Below are 21,561 nucleotides of genomic sequence, written 5' to 3' on the forward strand. Positions count from 1 at the left end.
CATTCTCCTCGGGCTCGCGGCGACTCGCCGGACATGCCGGCGGCTCAACAGGGGGCCATCATACACGTCGTCGGCGACGCTGGCTCGCCCACCAAAGCCGTAGTGGCTTCAATCGCCACATCGACAGGCCACGACAACAGGAAGGGATTGGTAATCCCCCCGACGGCTTCGTATAATTCGCCGCATTTGCTCCACTCGAACCGGACACTCGCCAGAGAAGGACGCCCTCATGAACTTCGACAACATCCCCGCCGGCAAGGATCTGCCCAACGACGTCTATGTCGCGATCGAAATTCCGGCCAACCATGCGCCGGTCAAGTACGAGATCGACAAGGACATGGGCGCGCTGCTGGTCGACCGTTTCATGGCCACGCCGATGTTCTACCCGGCCAACTACGGCTTCATCCCCCACACCCTGGCCGATGACGGCGACCCCCTCGATGCCCTCGTGGTGACGCCTTATCCGGTCACTCCCGGCAGCGTGATCCGTGCCCGCCCGGTCGGCATTCTCAACATGACCGACGAGGCCGGCGAGGACGCCAAGCTGGTGTGCGTGCCGCACGCGAAGCTCTCCAGTCTCTACGACGACATCCAGGAAGTCACCGACCTCCCGGAGCTGCTGCGCCAGCAGATTGCCCACTTCTTCGAGAACTACAAGGACCTCGAGAAAGGCAAGTGGGTGAAGGTGGAATCCTGGGAAGGCGCCGAAGCCGCTCGCAAGGCCATCGAGAAGTCCGTGGCCGCCTACGACAAGGCCTGATCCACGCGTCACGCAAGAACGCAAGGGCCGCCCTCGGGCGGCCCTTCGTCGTCTGCTCCCAGCCTTCTTGACCGTGGCCAGGCCATGTCGCCCCGAGGGGCACTCTAGGTTGCCGGAGCGGTCGCCTCGCCCGACTCGGGCAGCTTCCCGGCCAGCTCGCGCACGAGATCCCTGGCCCGCAGCACATGGCTGGCCATCACCAAGGAATGGTTGGCGAAGATACCGAACCCCGAGCCATTGAGCACCACCGGACTCCAGAGCCGGCGCTGACTGCGCTCCAGCTCGACGGTCAAGGCATCCCAACGCTCGGCCAACCCGGCCGCTTCAATCACATCCGCCTGATCGCGACGCATCGCCGCCAGCAGGTGACGCAGCGCCCAGGCCTGGCCGCGGGCCTCGAAAAAGACATTGTCGACTCGATACCAGGGCGTCGACTCAGGCATCGATGACGCCGGCACCCCGAGGTCGGCGAGGCGCTCCTTGTCACCGACGCTGGCCGAGAGCCGCCCTCCCAGGTCATCGAGCGATCCGGCCACTTGCGACAGCCAGTCAGCGAGCCCTTGTCCGCCATCACCGAAGCCGACTGCCCCGGGTTCCTCGAGCTGCGCCAGGTAGGCATCGAGCGCCTCCATAGCCTGTCGGACATGGTGTTCCGTGGAAGGATACAACCAGTCCCGACCATCGCCGCGCAGGCGGGTCGCTGCCGACTCAAGCGACGAGGCCTCCCCCTCTGACATCGCTGGCATGGCCGCCATCAGGCCACGCGCCTGACGCATCACTCCAAACTCCCAGGCCGGCATATTGTCGAGCCACAGCCCCGGCGGTGCGATATCGTTGCGCAGGTAGCCACCAGGCTTGTCGAGCAGGGTCGCCAAGGTGGTCCGCAGGCCGGCAACCGTCACCGCACCGTGCTCGGCCGTGCCGCCACCCCGCTGCTCGGCGACAGCCTCTTCCACATCGAAGTTCGCCGGCGTCCGGCTCCACCACACACCCAGCGCCACCGTCACCACCAGATACAGGATCAGCAACACCAGCAACGGTTTCCAGATCCAGCCATATTGCGGGCGCTCCAGCACCTCGACCTTGCTGCGACGGCGCGCCTCACCCTTTCTCGTCAATCCCATTTGCGTGTTTCCCTACCGTAAAGATGAAGAGCCGGACGGATCATGATCATGACGCCATCCCGCTCGAGTGCGTTATCCTGACGCCTCCATGAATACCTCCGCACCTGAGCATAGCGGCACAGGCGCGGAACCCCAAGCCATCGCGCGAGTCTCAACCGCGCCATCCACGCCCCGGAGAAAGGAAATCCCGTGCCACAGCTTCGCCGTTTCGCCTGCCTCGTCCTGTTGCTGCTGCCACTGTCGGTCCAGGCCGACTGGTTTGCCTCGGGCGATGATTCGGAGTTTCTGCCGGTCATGGAAGCCTTCCAACCCAGTGTCTGGCATGACGGCGACACCCTGAAGATCGGCTTCGAAAACGCCGATGGCTATTATCTGTATCGGCACCGCTTCGATGTCGAGGCCCGGAACGCGGACGTCAACCTCGGCGATCTCGAGCTCCCCCCTGGCGAACCCAAGACCGACGAATTCCTCGGCGAGGTCAACGTCTACTATGACCGCGTGGTCCTCGAGGCCCCACTGGACACGCCCCATCAGGGCCCCCTGGATCTGGTGCTGACCTTCCAGGGATGCGCCGACGCCGGCCTTTGCTATCCACCCGAGACCCTCGAGCTGCAGGCGCCGCAAGGCCAGGCCCCGGCAGCCTTCGCCGATTGGCGATCGCCAACCAGCGGCGACGGCGCGAACTCTCGGGCCACCGCCCCCAAGGCCTCAGCAGCAGAGGCAAGCGAAGCGCCACGCAGCGAGGATGGCCACTTCCGCGAACTGATAGGCAACGCCAGCCTGCCGCTGGTCCTGGGACTCTTTCTGCTTGCCGGGCTGGGGCTGACCTTCACACCCTGCGTGCTGCCCATGGTGCCGATCCTATCCTCGATCATCGTCGGCCAGAACCCCAGTCGCTCGCGCGCCTTCGCCCTCTCGGCCAGCTATGTGGCCGGCATGGCCGCCACCTATGCCGTCGTCGGCGTCCTCATGGGTCTGTTCGGTGCCGGCCTGAACCTGCAGGCCAGGCTGCAGTCGGCCCCGGTTTTGGGCGCCTTTGCCCTGCTTTTCGTGCTCTTCGCACTGGCCATGTTCGGTGCCTTCGATTTGCGCCTCTCCCCACGCCTGACACAGCGACTCGAGGCCTGGCAGAACAAGGCCCAGCGCAGCGGCCCCATCGGCCTGGCCCTGGCTGGCGCGCTCTCGGTGCTGGTGGTCTCGCCCTGCGTCTCCGCCCCGCTGGCCGGCGCCCTGGTCTTCATCTCCTCCACCGGCGATGCCCTGATGGGTGGCGCCGCCCTGCTCGCCCTTGCCCTAGGCATGGGCCTTCCCCTGCTGCTGGTCGGCACCTTCGGCACCACGCTGTTGCCGCGCACCGGCCCCTGGATGAACGGCATCAAGATTGCCTTTGGCATCCTCCTGCTGGGCGTGGCGATCTGGCTGATCGAGCGTCTGCTGCCGGGCGCCGTCGGCCTGCTGCTGTGGGCGGCCCTGGCCATCGGCACAGCACTGGCGCTGGGCGCGTTGAACCTCGACCAGGCCCAGGGCTGGCCCCGGGTTCGTCAGGCCGCCGGCCTGCTGCTGCTGACATGGGGCATCACCCTGGTGATCGGCGCCTCGCGCGGCGCCCATGACCCGCTGCGTCCGCTGGCCCCGACCACGACCACCCTGCCTGCCTCGCCGGTCGAGCAAGCCACGCAACGGGACGTCACCGTGGTCGAGAGCCTCGATGAACTACAGTCGGCGCTGGCCACCAGCGACACGCCCGCCATGGTCAATGTCACCGCCGAATGGTGCATCTCCTGTACGGTCATGGAACGCGAGGTATTTCCCTCTCCTCGCGTGATCGCGGCCCTCGAGGATTTCCGGCGGATCGATGTCGATGTTACCGAAAGCGGCAAGACCAGCCGCGAACTGCTCGACCACTTCGGCCTGTTCGGCCCGCCGAGCCTGCTATTCTTCGACGGTAGTCGGGAACTGCGCAACGCACGCATCCAGGGGGAAGTCGACGCTCCCGATCTGGCCGCGCACCTGAACGAAGTGGCCAACTGGTTGCAACGCGACCAGGTAGCATCAGGCTCCGTGAAACCGCTAAACGAACAGCGTTCGTTGCTGGCTGGACATCCACGTTGATTTTCGGCAAACTCCGCTCCATCAGCCTTTACGGCGCCTAGAGACGGCAAAGCACGCCAACTTGCCGCGATCTATTCAGAAATCGCCCGGGTTGACTGCGCCGGGCACCCCAGAACCCACTGATCGAGACAACGTCATGGACATCCGCAAGGTCAAGAAGCTGATCGAGCTGCTGGAAGAGTCGAACATCAGCGAGATCGAGATCCAGGAAGGCGAAGAGTCGGTTCGCATCAGCCGTCATCCCAACGGTACGGAACACCCCCAGCCTGCGACGCCTGCCTGGCCGGCCCCGGCACCGTCCGCTGCACCGGCTCCGCAACCGGCGGCACCTGCTGAAGCCCCGGCGGCCGACGAAGGCCCCGAATACCAGGGCCAAGCCATCGTCTCGCCCATGGTGGGCACCTTCTACCGCGCGCCGGCGCCGGGGGCCAAGGCCTTTGTCGAGCTCGGTCAGAGCGTCAAGAAGGGTGAGACCGTGTGCATCGTCGAAGCAATGAAGATGATGAACCAGATCGAAGCCGACCGTGACGGCGTGGTCGAAGCGATCCTGGTCGAGGACGGCGAGCCGGTCGAGTTCGAGCAACCGATGGTCGTCATTTCCTGATCTTCCCACAACACTGGCGGACTCCATCATGCTGGACAAGGTTCTCATCGCCAATCGCGGCGAGATCGCCCTGCGCATCCTGCGCGCCTGCAAGGAACTGGGCATTCGGACAGTCGCGGTCCACTCCAAGGCCGACCGCGAACTGATGCATGTACGCCTGGCTGACGAGGCTGTCTGCATCGGCCCCGCGCCCTCGGCCCAGTCCTATCTCAACATCCCGGCGCTGATCAGCGCCGCCGAAGTCACCGACACCAGCGCCATCCACCCCGGCTACGGTTTTCTCTCGGAGAACGCCGACTTCGCCGAGCAGGTCGAGCGCTCCGGCTTCACCTTCATCGGCCCGACCGCCGAGACCATCCGCCTGATGGGCGACAAGGTCAGCGCCATCAATGCCATGAAGGAAGCCGGTGTTCCCACGGTGCCCGGTTCCAACGGGCCGCTGGGCGACGACGAAGGCGAGATACTGGCCACCGCGCGTCGCATCGGCTATCCGGTCATCATCAAGGCCGCCGCCGGCGGTGGTGGGCGCGGCATGCGCGTGGTGCACACCGAAGGCCATCTGCTCTCCGCGGTCAATGTGACCCGCACCGAGGCACATTCGTCCTTCGGCGACGGCACCGTCTACATGGAGAAGTTCCTCGAGAATCCGCGGCACGTCGAGGTGCAAGTACTGGCCGACGGCCAGGGTAATGCCATTCATCTCTATGACCGGGACTGCTCCCTGCAGCGTCGCCATCAGAAGGTTCTCGAGGAAGCCCCGGCCCCCGGCCTGGACCAGCAGGCGCGTGAACAGGTCTTCCAGGCCTGCCGGGATGCCTGCCTCAAGATCGGCTACCGTGGTGCCGGCACCTTCGAGTTCCTCTACGAGAACGGCGAGTTCTTCTTCATCGAGATGAACACCCGGGTACAGGTCGAGCACCCGGTGACCGAAATGGTGACCGGCGTCGACATCGTCCGTGAACAACTGCGCATCGCCTCGGGGCTTCCCCTGTCGATCCGTCAGGAAGATGTCGAGCTTTCCGGCCATGCCTTCGAATGCCGCATCAACGCCGAGGACTCCCGGACCTTCATGCCCTCTCCCGGCCGGGTCACCCTCTATCACCCGCCCGGCGGCCTCGGGGTGCGCATGGATTCCCATGTCTACACCGGCTACTCGGTACCGCCCCACTACGACTCGCTGATCGGCAAGCTGATCACCTGGGGCGACGACCGTGAGACGGCATTGATCCGTATGCGCAACGCCCTGGACGAGTTGCTGGTCGAAGGCATCAAGACCAATACCGACCTGCACAAGGATCTGGTCCGCGACGGCTACTTCCAGCAGGGCGGCGTGAACATCCACTATCTGGAGAAGAAACTCGGCCTGTAAGTCATGGCCGACGTGCCCTCCCCGACGGGGCGGCGGACGCCGCCCCGTTGTCGTTTCGACGATCCGCCAATCCATCGCCCCAAGATCCCGGGAGTCTTCATGCCCTGGTTGCAACTCAAGGCCCGTATCGCGCCGGAACACGCCGAAGTGCTCGAGGAGCTGTTGCTGGATGAAGGCGCCACCGCCATCACCCTGCAGGATGCCCAGGACGAGCCGCTCTTCGAGCCCGAGCGCGGCACCACGCCGCTCTGGAACGAGACGGTGCTCACCGGCCTCCATGACGATCTCGAAGGGCTTTCAGCCATGCTCGAACGCCTGGCCGCGGCCTGGGCCGAGGCCATGCCCGGCGAGCCCTTCCCCGAGATCGAGCACGAACTGCTCGCCGACCGCGACTGGGAGCGGGAATGGATGAGCGACTTCGAGCCCCTGCGCATGGGGCAACGTCTTTGGATCGTGCCGAGCTGGCACAAGGCTCCGGACCCCCAGGCAGTCAATCTGCTGCTGGACCCCGGCCTGGCCTTCGGCACCGGGACCCACCCCACCACCGCGTTGTGCCTCGCCTGGCTGGACGGCCTGGCGGTGGACGGCGAACTGGACGACCGAGAGGTGCTCGACGTGGGCTGCGGCTCCGGTATCCTGGCCATTGCCGCCCTGCGGCTCGGCGCCCGCCACGCCACGGGAACCGACATCGATCCCCAGGCGCTCACCGCCAGCCGCGACAATGCCGAACGCAACGGCATCGACGAGACGGCACTGCGCCTCGAATACCCGGAATCGCTCGAGACCGAGGCAAGATTCCCGCTGGTGGTGGCCAATATCCTGGCCGGCCCCCTGGTGGAACTTGCCGACGAGATTGCCGAACGCGTCGCGCCCGGTGGCCGGCTGGCCCTGTCCGGCATCCTGGAAACCCAGGCCGATGAGGTGCTGGCCGCCTATGCGGCGCGAGGCCTGTCGATGGATGAGCCAGAGATACGCGAGGGCTGGGTACGGCTCACTGGACGACGTTCGACTTGAGTGGCCTTCACCCTGAATAGCGGGGGGCGTATGATGTGTCCCCCTTTCTCAGTAGCTGATCGAGAGCATGTCCGATTCCAGCCCTTTGCCGCGCATTGGTCGCCATACCTTGCCCAACCGGGTCATCCTGGCTCCCATGGCCGGCGTGACCGACCGCCCCTTCAGGGCGCTCGGCCGTCGTCTTGGAGCAGGCCTGGTGGTGGGCGAGATGGTGACCTCTGACCCCAGCCTGTGGCACACCCGAAAGTCGCGGCTGCGCATGGACCATCGCGGCGAACCCGGACCTCGCGCCGTGCAGATCGCCGGCGGTGACGCCGCCATGCTTGCCGAGGCTGCCCGGCTCAATGCCGAGATGGGCGCCGAGATCATCGACATCAACATGGGTTGTCCCGCCAAGAAGGTCTGCAACAAGGCGGCCGGCTCGGCACTGCTGCGCGACGAGGCCCTGGTTGCCGAGATTCTCGAGGCCGTGGTCGACGCCGTGGACATCCCTGTGACATTGAAGATTCGCACTGGCTGGTGTGCCGAAAGCAACAATGGCGTACGCGTGGCCCGTCTGGCCGAATCGACGGGCATCCAGGCGCTCGCAGTCCATGGTCGCCATCGTCAGCAGCGCTACACCGGCGAGGCCGAGTACGACACCATCGCCGACATCAAGGCGAACGTGAACATTCCGGTCTTTGCCAACGGCGACATCGATTCGCCCGAGAAAGCCCGCCAAGTCCTCGACTATACTGGAGCGGATGCGGTGATGATCGGCCGCGGCGCCCAGGGCAATCCCTGGATCTTCCGCGAGATCGACCATTACCTGCGCCACGGTCGACGAATGGCACCTCCCGACGATGTCGAACGTGCCGCCGTATTGCGCGACCACTTGTCGGCCCTGCATGACTTTTACGGTGAGCACATGGGCGTGCGCATTGCGCGCAAGCACATCGGCTGGTATCTCGCCGGCGATGCTCGCTTCGACGACACCGCGCGCAAGCGCCTTCGTGCCACCTTCAACGGCCTGGTCAACGCCAACGACCAGCGCCGCTTCATCGACGAACTGTTTCGTCATGGTCCCGCCGAGTCGACACCTGAGCTCGAGCGGGGCATGACATCGGATGGAACCTGTGCCGCATGACCAGCAGCCAAGCCTTTACCCAGTCTTCCGCGCTGCCCGAGATCGACGAACCCCGGGCCTCTCGCGACAACGCCGATGACAGCGCTCCCGCGCCCGGCGACGATATGCTCCTGCGTGACGCCGTGGATGCCGCCATGCGCCGCTACTTCGCCCACCTGGACGGCTGCGAGGTAACCGACCTGCATGCCATGGTGATGGCCGAGGTGGAGGCTCCCCTGCTCGCCTCGGTGCTGGATCACGCTCAGGGCAACCAGACCCGCGCCGCCGAGATGCTGGGGCTCAATCGGGGCACCCTGCGCAAGAAGCTCAAGCACTATGAATTGATCTGAACACGAGGGCCCCGGCGCCCTCGTACTCGCTTCGCCCCCACGCCTGCAACAGAGTGATTTTCATGGCCCAATCCATCTCCTCCATCATGCCGGTACGTCGCGCCCTGATCAGTGTCTCCGACAAGACCGGCATCGTCGATTTCGCACGAGGCCTGCGCGACCGGAACGTCGAGCTGCTCTCCACCGGCGGCACCTACCGCCTGCTGCGCGATAACGGCGTGCCTGTCACCGAGGTCTCCGAGCACACCGGCTTCCCCGAGATCATGGACGGTCGCGTCAAGACGCTGCATCCGCGGATCCACGGCGGCATCCTCGGCCGGCGCGGCCAGGACGATGCCGTCATGGCCGAGCACGATATCCCCGCGATCGACATGGTGGTGGTCAATCTCTACCCGTTCGCCGCCACCGTGGCACGTCCCGACTGCACCCTCGAGGACGCCATCGAGAACATCGACATCGGCGGGCCGACCATGGTCCGGGCCTGTGCCAAGAACCATGCCTACACCTCCATCGTGGTGGCTGCCGACGATTACGGCCGTATCCTCGAAGAACTGGATCAAGGCGGCATCAGCCAGGCCACCCGCTTCGACCTGGCCGTGAAGGCCTTCGAGCACACCGCCGGCTACGACGCGGCCATCGCCAATTACCTGGGCGCTCGCACCGAGGGCGGCGAGGAAGGCTTCCCGCGCACCTACAACCTGCAGTTCCACAAGAAGCAGTCCATGCGCTACGGCGAGAACCCGCACCAGGCCGCTGCCTTCTACGTGGACCCGGCCAGCCGGGAGCCCAGCGTGGCCACGGCACGCACCCTGCAGGGCAAGCCGCTGTCCTACAACAATGTCGCCGATACCGATGCCGCCTTCGAGTGCGTCAAGGGCTTCGACGAGACCGCCTGCGTGATCGTCAAGCATGCCAACCCCTGTGGCGTCGCCGTTGGCGAGAGTGCACTGTCGGCGTACGACAAGGCCTTCGCCACCGACCCGACCAGCGCCTTCGGTGGCATCATCGCCTTTAACGTCCCCCTCGACGCCGAGACCGCCCGGGCGATCATCGACCGCCAGTTCGTCGAGGTGATCATCGCTCCCGGCGTGGAGCCGGCGGCCATCGAGATCGTCGCCGAGAAGAAGAACGTGCGCCTACTCGATGTCGCCGAGCACTGGCCGGGCGAGCGCGAAAAGGGACACGACCTCAAGCGTGTCACCGGTGGCTTGCTGGTGCAGGATCGCGACCTGGGCATGGTCGAGCGCGGCGATCTCCGCGTGGTGTCGGATCGAGTGCCGACGGAACAGGAAATGCGTGACCTGACCTTCGCCTGGAAGGTCGGCAAGTTCATCAAGTCCAATGCCATCGTCTATGCCAAGGGCGGCCAGACCATCGGCGTCGGCGCCGGCCAGATGAGCCGCGTCTACTCGGCCAAGATCGCCGGCATCAAGGCCGCCGACGAAGGCCTGTCGGTCCCCGGCTCGGTCATGGCCAGCGACGCCTTCTTCCCCTTCCGCGACGGCATCGACGCCGCGGCGGCAGCCGGCATCACCGCCGTCATCCAGCCCGGCGGCTCAATGCGCGACCAGGAAGTGATCGACGCCGCCAACGAGGCCGGTATCGCCATGGTGTTCACCGGAATGCGGCACTTCAGGCACTGACCCGAGGGGAAAACGCTGGAACTCGGTCATGCGTCGTTGAAAATCGGCTTGAAATGCTCATTTGCAACAGCAAACTCCGCTTTCGCGCCGATTTTCGCCTAGCCTATCATCCAGCTGTTTTCCCAGGATCGTACAAAGCAACACCCCGCCGAGCGTGCTCGGCGGGGTGTTTTACTTTCAGCTTCCAGGCGCGTAGCGCCGTTCTTCAAGCTTCCAGCTTAGTCCCCGAGATCGATACACAGGTACTTGGTCTCGAGGAATTCCTCGATGCCCTGATGGCCACCCTCACGACCCAGCCCGGAGGCCTTGACGCCACCGAAGGGCGCGGCGGCGTTGGAAATCAGCCCGGTGTTGATGCCCACCATGCCGTACTCCAGGGCATCGGCCACGCGCCAGACACGCCCCAGGTCGCGGGAGTAGAAGTAGGAAGCCAGGCCATATTCGGTGTCGTTGGCCATGCGCACGGCGTCTTCCTCGTCCTCGAAGGGGAAGACAGCGGCCAGAGGCCCGAAGGTCTCCTCGCCTGCCACCTTCATGCTGTCAGTGGCCTCGGTGATCAGCGTCGGCGTGAAGAAGTTGCCGCCCAGTGGGTGTGGGTGGCCCCCCAGCAGCAGTTCGGCGCCATGCTCGACGGCATCATGAACGTGTTCGGAAACCTTCTCCACGGCCTTCTCGTCGATCAGCGGGCCGATGTTGACGCCTGCCTTCGTGCCATCGCCGACCTTGAGTTCGCTGTTCATCGCCACCGCCAGCTTCTCGCAGAAGGCGTTGACCACACTCGATTGCACCAGGAAGCGGTTGGTGCACACGCAGGTCTGGCCGGCGTTGCGGAACTTGGCCGCCATGGCCCCCTCCACGGCGGCATCCAGGTCCGCGTCCTCGAAGACGATGAAGGGAGCGTTGCCGCCGAGCTCCAGGGAAATCTTCTGCACGTGACGCGATGCCTGGGCCATCAGTTCGCGCCCCACCTCAGTGGATCCGGTAAAGGTGATCTTGCGCACCACCGGCGACTCGGTCAGCGCGGCGGCGATTTCCGAAGCGCGTCCTGGCACCACGTTGAACACGCCGCGCGGAATACCGGCTCGTTCAGCAAGCATGGCCAGGGCGGTGGCCGAGAAGGGCGTCTGGCTGGCCGGCTTGACCACGAAGGTACACCCCGCCGCCAGCGCCGCGCCGGCCTTGCGGGTGATCATCGCGGCAGGAAAGTTCCACGGTGTGATGGCGCCCACCACGCCCACCGGCTGCTTGGTAACCACGATGCGCTGGTTCGCGGAAGAGGCCGGCACCGTTTCACCGTTGATACGGCGCGCCTGCTCCGCGAACCAGCGCAGGAAACTCGCCGCATAGGCGATCTCGCCGGCGGCTTCCTTGAGCGGCTTGCCCTGCTCGTGGGTCATGATGGTGGCCAGGTCGTCCTGATGTTCGAGCATCAGGTCATGCCACTTCATCAGAGCATCGGCGCGTTCCAGCGCGGTCAAGGCCCTCCAGGCCGGGAGCGCGGCCTCGGCGGCGGCGATGGCCCGTTCGGTTTCTGCCCGCCCCAGGCGTGGCACGCTACCCACGGCATCACCGGTGGCCGGATTGACCACCTCGATCTGCTCACCGCTGTCGGCGGCGACCCAACTCCCGTCAATATAGGCGAAGGGGCAATACAGCTGAGTTTCCTTCAGGTTCTCCTTCAGGGCTTCCATGGTCGACTCCTGGCTTCAAGGCGCTTGGGTGAAGGTTGATCTCCATGCTAAGCGCATGACGCCCGGCGCGCCAACCATTCATCATCGCCGTGGTGGCGCCGCAAATCAGCCGCCCCGCTTCGTCTCCCGAGAATCCGACAGGGTTATCGACACCGAGTCGGCAAAACGCAAGGCATGGGGCTTGTCGATCTCCACCTGGGCGGTGAGAACCTGCTCGAAGCTCATGATCAGATCGAGCACCTCCCGGGTCATGCGTTCCAGAAGCTGGAAGCGGTTATCCTCGACATGGGCGATGACCTGCTTGGTGATGGTGCGGTAATTCAGCGCCTGCTCGATGTGATTGAACGCCAGCGCCTTGTCGGCGCGATAGCGAATCACGGCATTGACCACCACATCCTGGCGATTGCGGATCTCGTCATCCTTGATGCCGATATAGGTCCGCAACCGCAGGTTCTTGATGCGTATCGTGGCCAGGTCGTGATCGAGGTGCTGATCCCCCAGAGCGAGCATTGCCATATTGTCTCCTACCTACCATGGACCAGGGTCAGGAATTCCTGTCGCGTGCTCTGCGACTCCCGGAAGGCGCCCAGCATCACCGAGGACGTCATGCTCGAGTTCTGCTTCTCGACACCCCGCATCATCATGCACAGGTGGTGCGCTTCGATGACCACCGCCACGCCACGGGCATCGGTGACCTGCTGGACAGCCTCGGCGATCTGGCGAGTCAGGTTCTCCTGAATCTGCATGCGACGTGCGTACATGTCGACGATGCGCGCGAACTTCGAAAGGCCCAGCACCTTGCCACGCGGCATGTAGGCGATATGGCACTTGCCGGTGAACGGCAGCAGGTGATGCTCGCAGATCGAATACAGCTCGATGTCCTTGATCAGCACCATCTCATCGGTATCCGACTCGAAGACGGCACCGTTGACGATCTCTTCCAGGGACTGGAAATAACCGCGATTCAGGAACTGCATGGCCTTGGCGGCACGCTTGGGCGTATCGCGCAGGCCCTCCCGGTCGGGGTCCTCCCCGATCTCCTGAATGATCTGGCGGTAGTGGTCGGCGAGTTGTTCGGTCATGCTCAGGCCCCATGCAGAGTCATTATTGCGGTGCGTCGGCGCGGCCATCACGCCTTTGCCATCGAATTGTCATCCCGACGTCATGTTTCCGGGATCAAAGGACAACGATTCTAGCGCATGCCATGCGCCGGCGCAGTCCCGCATCGCGATCTTGCCCTTCCCGGTGCATCGATGATTGCTTTCATACGTTACGCGCGCCTGGGTGTCACGCTGTCCAGCACCCGGCGTTGCTGCTCGAGCTGGCGGATATGGTCATCCCAGTAACCGGCATCGGCCAGCCAGGGAAAGGCCACCGGGAAGGCAGGATCTTCCCAGCGCGCCACCAGCCAGGCACTGTGCCGTATCAGGCGAAAGGCCCGCAGCGGCTCGATCAGGGCCAGTTCATCGCGATCGAAGTCACGATGCTGCTCGTAGCCTTCGATCACCTCGGAGAGCTGCATCTGCCACTCCCCCTCTTCCTGGCCGGTCAGCAGCATCCAGATATCCTGCACCGCCGGCGCCATCAGGCAGTCGTCGAAATCCACCAGGCCGAACGCCTCGTCGCGCCCCAGCATGTTGCCAAGATGGCAATCGCCATGCACGCGGATGCTACGCTCCGGCGCCCAGCCACGATCCACCAGTGCCGAACGCAAGGCATCGGTCACCCGCGTGTAGGCATGCCGCTGGCGCCGGTCGAGCCAGGGGCTGGAGAGCACGCCATCGCATGCCTCCGCCACCATGTCCCCCAGGTTCAAGGTACGGCGATGCACGAACCGACCGGTTTCCCCCACGGCGTGCATGGCCCCGATGACCTCGCCCAGGGCGAACAGATGTGCCGGGTCCTCCAGTTCGGGCGCCTGCCCCGAGAGCTGCGGATAGAGCGCAAAACGAAATTCCTCGTCATGATGCAGGCTGGTGCCCTGCTCATCACGCCAGGGGGCGGCGACTGCCACATTCGCCGCCGCCAGTTCGGCCAGGAAGTCATGCTCCTCCTGGATCTGGGCATCGCTCCAGCGCCCAGGCCGATAGAACTTCACCACCCAGCGCCGGCGCTCGTCGTCATGCACCAGATAAACCCTGTTTTCGTAGCTGTTCAGGGCGAAAGGCTCGCCGGGCAGCCAGAACCCCAGGGATTCCACCGCCGCCACTACCCGGGCAGGTTCGAGACGGGCAAAGGGATGGATCGAGGTTTCCATTCGGCGCTCCTGATTCAATCGTATGACGGGCATGCTAACAGAGCGCCGGGCGCCGAGTCGGTGTCAGTTTGTCATGGGCGTACGCGCCACGGCCCAGGCCTCGATACGTTCGGCCCCGGCCCGACGACAGGCACGGGCCAGGGCATCGAGGGTCGCCCCGGTGGTCATCACATCGTCGAGCAGCGCCACCTCGGATGGCAGCGCTGCCTCGACCCGGAAGGCGGCACGCAGGTTGCGGCCTCGTCGCTGGCGATCCAGCCCCCGCTGGCTCGGCGTATCGCGCCGCCGCTGTGCCACCACCAAGGGAATGTCCAGGCGTGTCGACAGCCGCTCGGCGAGCCAGCGCGCCTGGTCGAAGCCGCGTTGCCGCGCGCGGTGCGGGTGCAAGGGCACTGCCAGCAGCGCCTCGGGGCGCGGCGCCTCCCGGAGCGCCTCCTCCAGCAGTGCCAGCAGCAGGCTGCCGGCACGCGGCGAGGCCTGGAACTTGAAGCGTCGCATCAGCACCGCCAGCTCGCCTTCGTAACGCAGCGGCACGCGGGCCGCCTCGAAGGCCGGCATTCGGCGCAGACAGTGCCCGCAGCGATGACCACCGAGCTGTGGCTCGGCGCATACCGGACAGGCCGCCAGGTTCCATGGCAAAGCGGCATGGCAGGCCGAACACCAGGGAGCCGTCGTCTCGCAGACGGCAAGACAGAACGCGCAACGACCCGGCAACAACCGCCGCAACCAATCGTCAACCTTGAAATCATGAATGGTTGACATGATCCGACGACGCCTTACCCTATCGGTCAACCGTGACCAATTCGAAAAGTTGACCAAAAGCGAGCCCTCCCATGCCAGCCCAACGCCACGACGTCCATGCGGTTGACTTGAACCTAGACGCCCAGCACGCCCCTCGCCACGACTGGCGTCTTGACGAGATCGAGGCGCTGTTCGAACTGCCCTTCAACGACCTGCTGTTCCGCGCTCAACAGGTACATCGGGCACATTTCGACCCCAACGCCGTGCAGGTCTCGACCCTGCTGTCGATCAAGACCGGCGCCTGCCCCGAGGACTGCAAGTACTGCCCCCAATCCGGCCACTACAACACCGGGCTCGGCAAGGAGAAGCTGCTCGAGATCGAGAAGGTGGTGGAACAGGCCCGCGCCGCCAAGGAAGCCGGTGCCAGCCGCTTCTGCATGGGCGCCGCCTGGCGCAGCCCCCGGGAACGTGACCTCGACGTAGTGGTGGAGATGGTCGGCCAGGTCAAGGCCCTGGGGCTGGAAACCTGCATGACCCTGGGCATGGTCGACGCCCATCAGGCCAGCCGGCTGGCCGAGGCTGGCCTCGACTACTACAACCACAATCTGGACACCTCGCCGGAATACTATGGCGAGATCATCACCACCCGTTCCTATGCCGACCGCCTGGATACGCTGTCCAACGTCCGCGATGCCGGCATGAAAATCTGCTCCGGCGGCATCCTCGGCATGGGCGAGGCACCGCGTGATCGCGCCGCCCTGCTGCAGCAACTGGCACGCCTGAACCCGCATCCGGAGTCGGTGCCCATCAACATGCTGGTCAAGGTGCCGGGCACGCCGATGGAAAACGTCGAGGATCTGGACCCGCTCGAGTTCATCCGCGCCATCGCGGTGGCCCGCATTCTCATGCCGGAAAGCCATGTCCGCCTGTCCGCCGGGCGCGAACAGATGGACGAGTCGACCCAGGCCATGGCATTTCTCGCCGGCGCCAATTCCATCTTCTACGGCGACACCCTGCTGACGACCGGCAATCCCCAGGTCGAGCGCGACCGGGCGCTGTTCGACAAGCTCGGCCTGCACCCGGAGCAGCGCGACACCCGCAGCGACGATGAACAGGCCGAAACCGCGCTGGCCCATGCCATTCAGCGCCAGCGTGACGACGCCCTCTTCTACGACGCCGCCCAGGCCTGAGCCGTCATGTCGCGTGCGGACCTCTGGTCGAAGCGCCTGGCGAATGCCGCCACCCAGCGACGAACGAGCGGTGGCTGGCGGCAACGCCCCATCCTGGATGAGGGCGACACCTACATCGACTTCGCCGGTAACGATTATCTCGGTCTGGCCAAAGACCCCCGAATGGCCGAGGCACAGGCCGAGGGTGCGAAACGCTTCGGCGCCGGCGCCAAGGCCTCGCATCTGGTATCCGGCCATCTGGCGATCCACGAGCGGCTCGAGCATCGCCTGGCCGAGCTGACGGGGCGCCCCCGCGCCCTGCTGTTCTCGACCGGCTACATGGCCAATCTCGGCGTGCTGCAAGCCCTGTGCGACCGCCACACCCGAGTGTTCCAGGATCGCCTCAACCACGCCTCGCTGCTCGACGGCGCTCGCCTGGCCGAAGCCCCTTCGCGGCGCTTTCACCATCGCGATCTCGCGGATCTCGAGCGACTGCTGGAACGTGCTCCCCAGGATGCCCCGGCACTGGTGGCCAGCGATGGCGTCTTCAGCATGGATGGCGACACGGCCGACATCGCCGGCCTCGCCAGCACCTGCCAGCGACAAGGCGCCTGGCTGATGGTCGACGATGCCCATGGCCTCGGCGTGCTCGGCGAACATGGCGATGGTTGCGTGGGTTGCGCCCACGACCACCACCAAGTCCCCATTCTGGTCGGCACGCTCGGCAAGGCACTGGGCAGCGCTGGAGCCTTCGTGGCCGGCGATGCGGGCTTGATCGACCATCTGGTCCAGTTCGCCCGCCCCTACATCTACACCACAGCCCAGCCGCCTGGCGTGGCGGGGGCCACCCTGGCCGCCCTGGACATCCTCGAACGCGAGCCCGAGCGCCGAGGTCACCTCCACCAGCACATCGCCGACTTTCGTCATGAGGCCGCAAGGCTCGGCCTACCGCTGACCGACTCCCGCACGCCCATTCAGCCCATCGTGCTGGGTGACAACGACCGCGTCATGCGTTGGGCCGAGCGCCTGGCCCGGGCCGGCTTGCGTGTCGGTGCCATCCGTGCGCCCACCGTGCCGCGTGGTCAGGCACGCCTGCGGATCACCCTGAGCGCCGCCCACGAGGCGCCGGATCTCGACGCCCTGCTCGATGCGCTGGACGCCTGTCGACGCGAGGAAGCCACATGACGTCGTTGATATTGCTCAGTGGCTGGGGCTGCGATGCCCGAATCTGGCGCCCTCTCGCGCCCCATTGGCCCCATGGACTCGAGGTCAAGGCGCCAGACTGGCCCGGGTACGCCGGTCGCCCCTCGCTTGCCGATCCCACCTCGCTGACCGATCTGGCTGACGCCATGGCCGAAGACCTGCCGGCTGATGCCGTCTGGGTCGGCTGGTCGCTCGGCGGGCTACTGGCCGGCGCCCTGCTCGATCACCTGCCAGCGCCACGCGCCCTGGTACTGCTCGGCATCGGGGAACATTTCGTTCACCCCCAAGGAGTGAGCGACACGGCGCTGGCCGACTTCCAGCGCGCCCTGCGACGTTCCCCCGACATCGCCCGGGAGCACTTCCTGCGCCGGCAGCTCGCGGGCGAACCCGATCCGACCGGCTCGCGTCGCGCACTGCGCGAGCTTCTCGGCACCGCCCTGCCGGCTCCTTTCGCCACCCTCGACGCCGGCCTCGAGCATCTCGCGCACCTGGACATCCATCACTGCCTGAGCGCCGCATCCTGCCCGGTGCAGCGCATCGCGGGCGCAGACGACCCCTTGCTGGCGCCCGAGGTCATCGCGCGAGCCGATCAGCGTATCGAGAACGCCGGACACTGCCCGATGCTCAGCCAACCGCAGCGACTGGCGACACGGCTAGCGAGCGTCGCCACCGCGCCCGATGCCAAGCGACCGGAGTCCATCTCATGAACACTGTCGCGATGGCGACCGAACCAACCGATCATGCCGACGCCGCCGACTGGCGCGCCCGCGTCGCCCATGCCTTTTCCCGCGCCGCGCCACATTATGCGAGCCGCGCCACCGCCCAGCACGCCATGGGGGAACACCTGCTGCCCCACCTGCCCGACAAGGCCGAGTGCCTCCTGGATCTGGGCTGTGGCCCGGGCGAGCTGACGGTCCGGCTGGCCCGTCATTACGCCGACCACCAGCGGATCGAAGGCCTCGACCTCGCCCCAGGCATGCTCGACGAGGCACGTCGCCGGCACTCCGAGCCAATCCGGTGGGTCTGTGGCGACGCCAGCATGCTTCCCCACACCGACGCCAGCTTCGATCTGGTCATCTCCAACTTGGCGATCCAGTGGTGCCGGGACCTGGACCGCGTACTCGGCGAGATTCGACGGGTGCTGAGGCCGGGAGGGCGCGCCCTGCTCAATACACTGGCTCCCGGCACCCTTCACGAAGTGAACCAGGCCTGGTCGCAACCCGGGCGTCCCGCTGCCCTGCTCGACTTCCACGACGCCGCCCGGCATCGACTGGCCGCGCGACGCGCCGGCTTTCGTCGGGTCGTGCTGGAGCAACGCGAGGAGCGCTTCCACTACCCCGACCTGAACGCCGTGATGGCTTCCATCAAGGGCGTCGGCGCCCAGGTGGCACGCCCCGGTAAGCGACTGACCCGCCAAGACCTGACACGGGCAAGACACCGCTACGAGGGGCTGCGCGAGGCCCCCGGCCTGCCCGTCACCTATCACCTGTTGACCCTGATCCTGGAGCACTGACATGGGCACCTACTTCGTCACCGGCACCGACACCGATGCCGGCAAGACTCTGGTGGCCAGTGGCCTGCTGGCCCTGGCCCGACGCCACGGCCACACCACCCTCGGGCTCAAGCCGGTGGCTTCCGGCTGTGATGCCACACCTCACGGACTGCGCAACATCGACGCCCTGACACTCGGCGAGCAGAGCACGCCCGAGGTACCGTACGACGTCCTCAATCCCTACGCCTATGCACCGGCCATTGCCCCGCATCTGGCCGCCCGGCGTGCCGGTGATGTCCCCACGCTGGATGATCTGGTCGCGGCCACCGCCGACCCGCTGGCCTGGCAGCGCGACCTGACCCTGGTGGAAGGTGCCGGTGGCTGGCGAGTACCACTCAACGCTCACGAGGATCTCGCCGGCCTGGCCAGGCGGCTCGAGCTTCCGGTGATTCTGGTGGTAGGACTCAAGCTCGGCTGTCTCAATCACGCCATCCTCAGCGCCGAGGCGATCCGTGCCGACGGCCTGCCGTTGGCCGGCTGGGTGGGCAACCTGATCGAGCCGGGCCTATCCTTCGACGAGACCGGCGACCCGGCCCTGTATCGCGACAACCTCGAGACACTGACGCACCGCCTCTCGGCCCCGAACCTCGGCATCCTGCCGCACCTGGCCGGCGAGACACCTGCCGAGCGCGCCGAAGCCGCCGCCAATCACTTGCGCCTTCCCGCGATCGATTGACTTGCCGGAGCCGGTCCGTAAAATATGGACGCCTGCCTGACCCGTGCGGATGTGGTGGAATTGGTAGACACGCCAGATTTAGGTTCTGGTGCCTTCGGGCGTGGGAGTTCAAGTCTCCCCATCCGCACCAATTGATTTTAAAGGGTTTTCTCCCTTCTGGCGTCATCCAGTCGAGGCACTTGATTTTGCTCTGTGACTCGATTGTGACTCAGCCTGTCGACGGCTTCTCGCACTCGATGCGGCGCCAGGTGAGCATAACGCTCGGTCATCGTGATGCTAGAATGCCCGAGCAGCTCCTTCACCACTTCCAGCGGCACACCATCCGTCACCAGCCATGATGCAGCGGTGTGCCGCAGGTCGTGGATCCGCAAGTCATCGAGCCCTGCCTGCTTGGCAGCTTTCTCGAATCCATTACGAATCGACTTCACCTGGGCGCCGTCTTGGCGGGCGAATACCCAGGGTGTGTCTGGCGCATGGTTCGCTCGCCACGCAGCCCGTCGCCGGATGGCGCCGGCGGCGGTTGCGTTGAGCGGCACCTGCCGGGGCTTGCCGGACTTGGTGTGCCGAGAGTTGAGCGTGATCGCCTCCCGACCTCGCTCGAGCGTCACCCTGGGCCACTCCAGTCCCAGCAGCTCCCCGCGTCGGCATCCGGTATGCACGGCCAGCTCGATGAAATCGGCCAGCAGATCGCCATACCGCAGCTTCCTTGCTTCCGTCACCAGTCGCCCCACCTCTGCCCTAATCAGGTAGCGTTCCCGGTGGTGCGGCTCCTTGAGCATCCGCCCTTTCACGGGATTGGGCAGGCCCCACTCCCACTCCTTGTTGCAGTGATTGATCGCTGACGAGAGCGCGGCCAGCTCTCGGTTGATCGTGGCATTGGCCCTGCCAGCTTCACGACGCCACCGGGTATAGGCCTTGATGTCCTGCCCGGTCAGCTCGCCGACGTCTCGGCCGCCGAAGAATCGCCGCAGGATGGTCGTCTGCATCTTGAGTGTCTCGATGCTGCGGAGGTGAGCCGAATCCCGCAGGTACTCTAGCATCACCTCCTCGAACGTCCTGGGCGGCTTCACCTCCCAATGCTGCTCCCGGTACGCCTGAGCCCGCCATTTCGCTTCCAGCGCCTTGGCCTCGTTCAGGTCGGGCGTTCCAGTAGATCGTCTAATTCGCTTGCCGCGCTCAACGAACGATGCCCACCAGTAAGGCGAGCCTTTTCTCTTGTGTGGCATGCAGTCTCCTTTCTCTGCACGCCGGGCGCCATGTGAGCGTCGTCCTCTGGTGCCTCGGCGTCAAGACCTCCCATGCGGCGGATGCTGCCGACGGTGACGCGCCGGCCCTTACCTGACCCACGGGCAACGAGTCGCCCCTGGCGAACCCAGGCCCGGACCGTCCAATGGGTCACGCCCAACACCTCCGCTGCCTCGTGGTAAGTGAGAAGTACCTTCTCCATCCCTACCTCCTTGATCAGTTCTCGACGATCTCGATAGCCCGGCGCAGCGTGTGGTTTTCGGTGGCCAGCTTCATCTTCTCGTCGCTTACGCGGTCCAACCTTTCCCGTAACCTCTCGATCTCACTCTCCTTCTGCGCGCCATACCTCTGCTGGGCCTCCTCTCTGGCGCGCTTTTAGGCCTCCCGAATTTCCTCGCTGTTCTCGATCAGCCACGCCGGATCTCGGCATAGTGCGCGCGACGCCTCGATCAGCTTGCCGGTGCCGTCGCTATCCAGAATGGTCAGGCGGATCAGCAGCAAGTCCACGGTTCGGAGCGGCGGGTTATTGCGGCAGCCGTGCATCCATCCCCGCTTGATGCGCAGGCCGCACAGCTTGAGTTGCAGGATCACCATGTTTCGCATCCTCCCAAAACAAGAAAACCGCCTCTTGGGCGGCTGTGGTGGTACCGTGTTAATTTCTGGTGCCCTACTGTAGGTCGGTAAAAATTAACAAGCCGCCTCAGTGGGCGGCCCGGCGTAGTTGGTTATGAGATAGCTTCCACTTGCTCGATCTTCCGCCCGATCCACTCCATCATCAGACTGCCTCTTCGGGCGGCCTTTTCGCGCGTCCGCACGGCCAATCTCGGTCGTTTCTCACCGCACATCTGTGGCCCTCAGTGCCCTGGAAGCGATCAGCAACATACCGCCGGCCGAGCGAGAAACGCTGTATTATAAGCAACAGAGTCAGGCCAAGGAGGCTGGCTGA

Annotated in this window: 22 protein-coding genes and 1 tRNA gene; 14 read left to right on the forward strand and 9 right to left on the reverse strand. The window is 65.3% G+C overall.

Features of this window, described 5'->3' with window-relative positions:
- Nucleotides 1-229 precede the first annotated feature (229 nt).
- Nucleotides 230-760, forward strand: a complete 531-nt coding sequence (ppa, locus tag A9O65_RS05355; RefSeq protein ID WP_064700445.1) for an inorganic diphosphatase — start codon at nt 230-232, stop codon at nt 758-760.
- Between the two features lie 104 nt (nt 761-864).
- On the opposite strand, the gene A9O65_RS05360 is transcribed toward ppa, so the two are convergent.
- On the reverse strand, nt 865-1,884 hold the full coding sequence (locus tag A9O65_RS05360) for a DUF2333 family protein (protein ID WP_064701549.1): 1,020 nt from the start codon (nt 1,882-1,884) through the stop codon (nt 865-867).
- 189 nt (nt 1,885-2,073) lie between these two features.
- On the opposite strand from A9O65_RS05360, the gene dsbD reads away from it, so the two are divergent.
- The 7 genes from dsbD (at nt 2,074) to purH (ending at nt 10,081) form a co-directional block, all read left to right on the forward strand.
- Nucleotides 2,074-3,996 carry a protein-disulfide reductase DsbD gene (dsbD, locus tag A9O65_RS05365; RefSeq protein WP_082920117.1) on the forward strand — a complete coding sequence of 641 codons (1,923 nt, stop codon included), beginning with the start codon at nt 2,074-2,076 and terminating at the stop codon, nt 3,994-3,996.
- 136 nt (nt 3,997-4,132) lie between these two features.
- Complete coding sequence (gene accB, locus A9O65_RS05370) at nt 4,133-4,600, forward strand: acetyl-CoA carboxylase biotin carboxyl carrier protein (protein ID WP_064700447.1); 468 nt, start codon at nt 4,133-4,135, stop codon at nt 4,598-4,600.
- 28 nt (nt 4,601-4,628) lie between these two features.
- Entirely contained in the window at nt 4,629-5,969 is a 1,341-nt protein-coding gene (gene accC / locus A9O65_RS05375; protein ID WP_064700448.1) for an acetyl-CoA carboxylase biotin carboxylase subunit, read from the forward strand.
- 99 nt (nt 5,970-6,068) lie between these two features.
- Entirely contained in the window at nt 6,069-6,983 is a 915-nt protein-coding gene (prmA, locus tag A9O65_RS05380) for a 50S ribosomal protein L11 methyltransferase (RefSeq protein WP_064700449.1), read from the forward strand.
- Between the two features lie 67 nt (nt 6,984-7,050).
- Nucleotides 7,051-8,109, forward strand: coding sequence for a tRNA dihydrouridine synthase DusB (gene dusB, locus A9O65_RS05385; protein WP_073292157.1), 1,059 nt, complete (start codon nt 7,051-7,053; stop codon nt 8,107-8,109).
- Nucleotides 8,106-8,438, forward strand: coding sequence for a DNA-binding transcriptional regulator Fis (fis, locus tag A9O65_RS05390; protein WP_064700450.1), 333 nt, complete (start codon nt 8,106-8,108; stop codon nt 8,436-8,438). The genes dusB and fis overlap by 4 nt, the downstream gene beginning before the upstream one ends.
- Before the next feature lie 62 nt (nt 8,439-8,500).
- Entirely contained in the window at nt 8,501-10,081 is a 1,581-nt protein-coding gene (purH, locus tag A9O65_RS05395; RefSeq protein ID WP_064700451.1) for a bifunctional phosphoribosylaminoimidazolecarboxamide formyltransferase/IMP cyclohydrolase, read from the forward strand.
- Between the two features lie 218 nt (nt 10,082-10,299).
- On the opposite strand, the gene A9O65_RS05400 is transcribed toward purH, so the two are convergent.
- The 5 genes from A9O65_RS05400 to A9O65_RS05420 form a co-directional block, all read right to left on the reverse strand.
- Complete coding sequence (locus tag A9O65_RS05400) at nt 10,300-11,772, reverse strand: NAD-dependent succinate-semialdehyde dehydrogenase (RefSeq protein ID WP_064701550.1); 1,473 nt, start codon at nt 11,770-11,772, stop codon at nt 10,300-10,302.
- A 105-nt stretch (nt 11,773-11,877) separates the two neighbouring features.
- Nucleotides 11,878-12,288 (reverse strand): dihydroneopterin triphosphate 2'-epimerase, encoded by a 411-nt coding sequence (gene folX, locus A9O65_RS05405; RefSeq protein ID WP_064700453.1) that lies wholly within the window; start codon nt 12,286-12,288, stop codon nt 11,878-11,880.
- An 8-nt stretch (nt 12,289-12,296) separates the two neighbouring features.
- Nucleotides 12,297-12,854, reverse strand: coding sequence for a GTP cyclohydrolase I FolE (gene folE / locus A9O65_RS05410; RefSeq protein WP_064700454.1), 558 nt, complete (start codon nt 12,852-12,854; stop codon nt 12,297-12,299).
- 188 nt (nt 12,855-13,042) lie between these two features.
- Nucleotides 13,043-14,029: a serine/threonine protein kinase gene (locus A9O65_RS05415; RefSeq protein ID WP_064700455.1), complete on the reverse strand. Its 987-nt coding sequence runs from the start codon at nt 14,027-14,029 to the stop codon at nt 13,043-13,045.
- A 63-nt stretch (nt 14,030-14,092) separates the two neighbouring features.
- Nucleotides 14,093-14,791: a ComFC family protein gene (locus A9O65_RS05420; RefSeq protein ID WP_064701551.1), complete on the reverse strand. Its 699-nt coding sequence runs from the start codon at nt 14,789-14,791 to the stop codon at nt 14,093-14,095.
- Between the two features lie 71 nt (nt 14,792-14,862).
- Between A9O65_RS05420 and bioB the strand changes: the two genes are divergently transcribed.
- The 6 genes from bioB (at nt 14,863) to A9O65_RS05450 (ending at nt 19,500) form a co-directional block, all read left to right on the forward strand.
- The gene (gene bioB, locus A9O65_RS05425) at nt 14,863-15,960 is read left to right on the forward strand and encodes a biotin synthase BioB (RefSeq protein ID WP_064700457.1); all 1,098 of its coding nucleotides are present in this window, start codon (nt 14,863-14,865) and stop codon (nt 15,958-15,960) included.
- A 6-nt stretch (nt 15,961-15,966) separates the two neighbouring features.
- Nucleotides 15,967-17,124, forward strand: a complete 1,158-nt coding sequence (gene bioF / locus A9O65_RS05430; protein ID WP_064701552.1) for an 8-amino-7-oxononanoate synthase — start codon at nt 15,967-15,969, stop codon at nt 17,122-17,124.
- Nucleotides 17,121-17,849, forward strand: coding sequence for an alpha/beta fold hydrolase (locus A9O65_RS05435; RefSeq protein ID WP_064701553.1), 729 nt, complete (start codon nt 17,121-17,123; stop codon nt 17,847-17,849). Before bioF ends, A9O65_RS05435 begins: the two co-directional genes overlap by 4 nt.
- Nucleotides 17,846-18,655: a methyltransferase domain-containing protein gene (locus A9O65_RS05440; protein WP_064701554.1), complete on the forward strand. Its 810-nt coding sequence runs from the start codon at nt 17,846-17,848 to the stop codon at nt 18,653-18,655. Before A9O65_RS05435 ends, A9O65_RS05440 begins: the two co-directional genes overlap by 4 nt.
- A gap of 1 nt (nt 18,656) precedes the next feature.
- Nucleotides 18,657-19,370: a dethiobiotin synthase gene (gene bioD, locus A9O65_RS05445; RefSeq protein WP_064701555.1), complete on the forward strand. Its 714-nt coding sequence runs from the start codon at nt 18,657-18,659 to the stop codon at nt 19,368-19,370.
- A 45-nt stretch (nt 19,371-19,415) separates the two neighbouring features.
- Nucleotides 19,416-19,500 (forward strand) — tRNA-Leu (locus tag A9O65_RS05450).
- 7 nt (nt 19,501-19,507) lie between these two features.
- On the opposite strand, the gene A9O65_RS05455 is transcribed toward A9O65_RS05450, so the two are convergent.
- From A9O65_RS05455 to A9O65_RS05460, 3 genes are all read right to left on the reverse strand, one after another.
- A complete protein-coding gene (locus A9O65_RS05455) occupies nt 19,508-20,596 on the reverse strand; it encodes a tyrosine-type recombinase/integrase (protein WP_064701556.1) in 1,089 nt (362 codons plus the stop codon).
- Nucleotides 20,503-20,817 carry a helix-turn-helix domain-containing protein gene (locus A9O65_RS17555; RefSeq protein ID WP_074749316.1) on the reverse strand — a complete coding sequence of 105 codons (315 nt, stop codon included), beginning with the start codon at nt 20,815-20,817 and terminating at the stop codon, nt 20,503-20,505. The genes A9O65_RS05455 and A9O65_RS17555 overlap by 94 nt, the downstream gene beginning before the upstream one ends.
- Nucleotides 20,818-20,990: 173 nt before the next feature.
- Entirely contained in the window at nt 20,991-21,209 is a 219-nt protein-coding gene (locus A9O65_RS05460; protein ID WP_064701557.1) for a hypothetical protein, read from the reverse strand.
- Nucleotides 21,210-21,561 lie beyond the last annotated feature (352 nt).

This window comes from Halomonas caseinilytica, from assembly GCF_001662305.1.
Lineage (GTDB): Bacteria > Pseudomonadota > Gammaproteobacteria > Pseudomonadales > Halomonadaceae > Halomonas > Halomonas caseinilytica.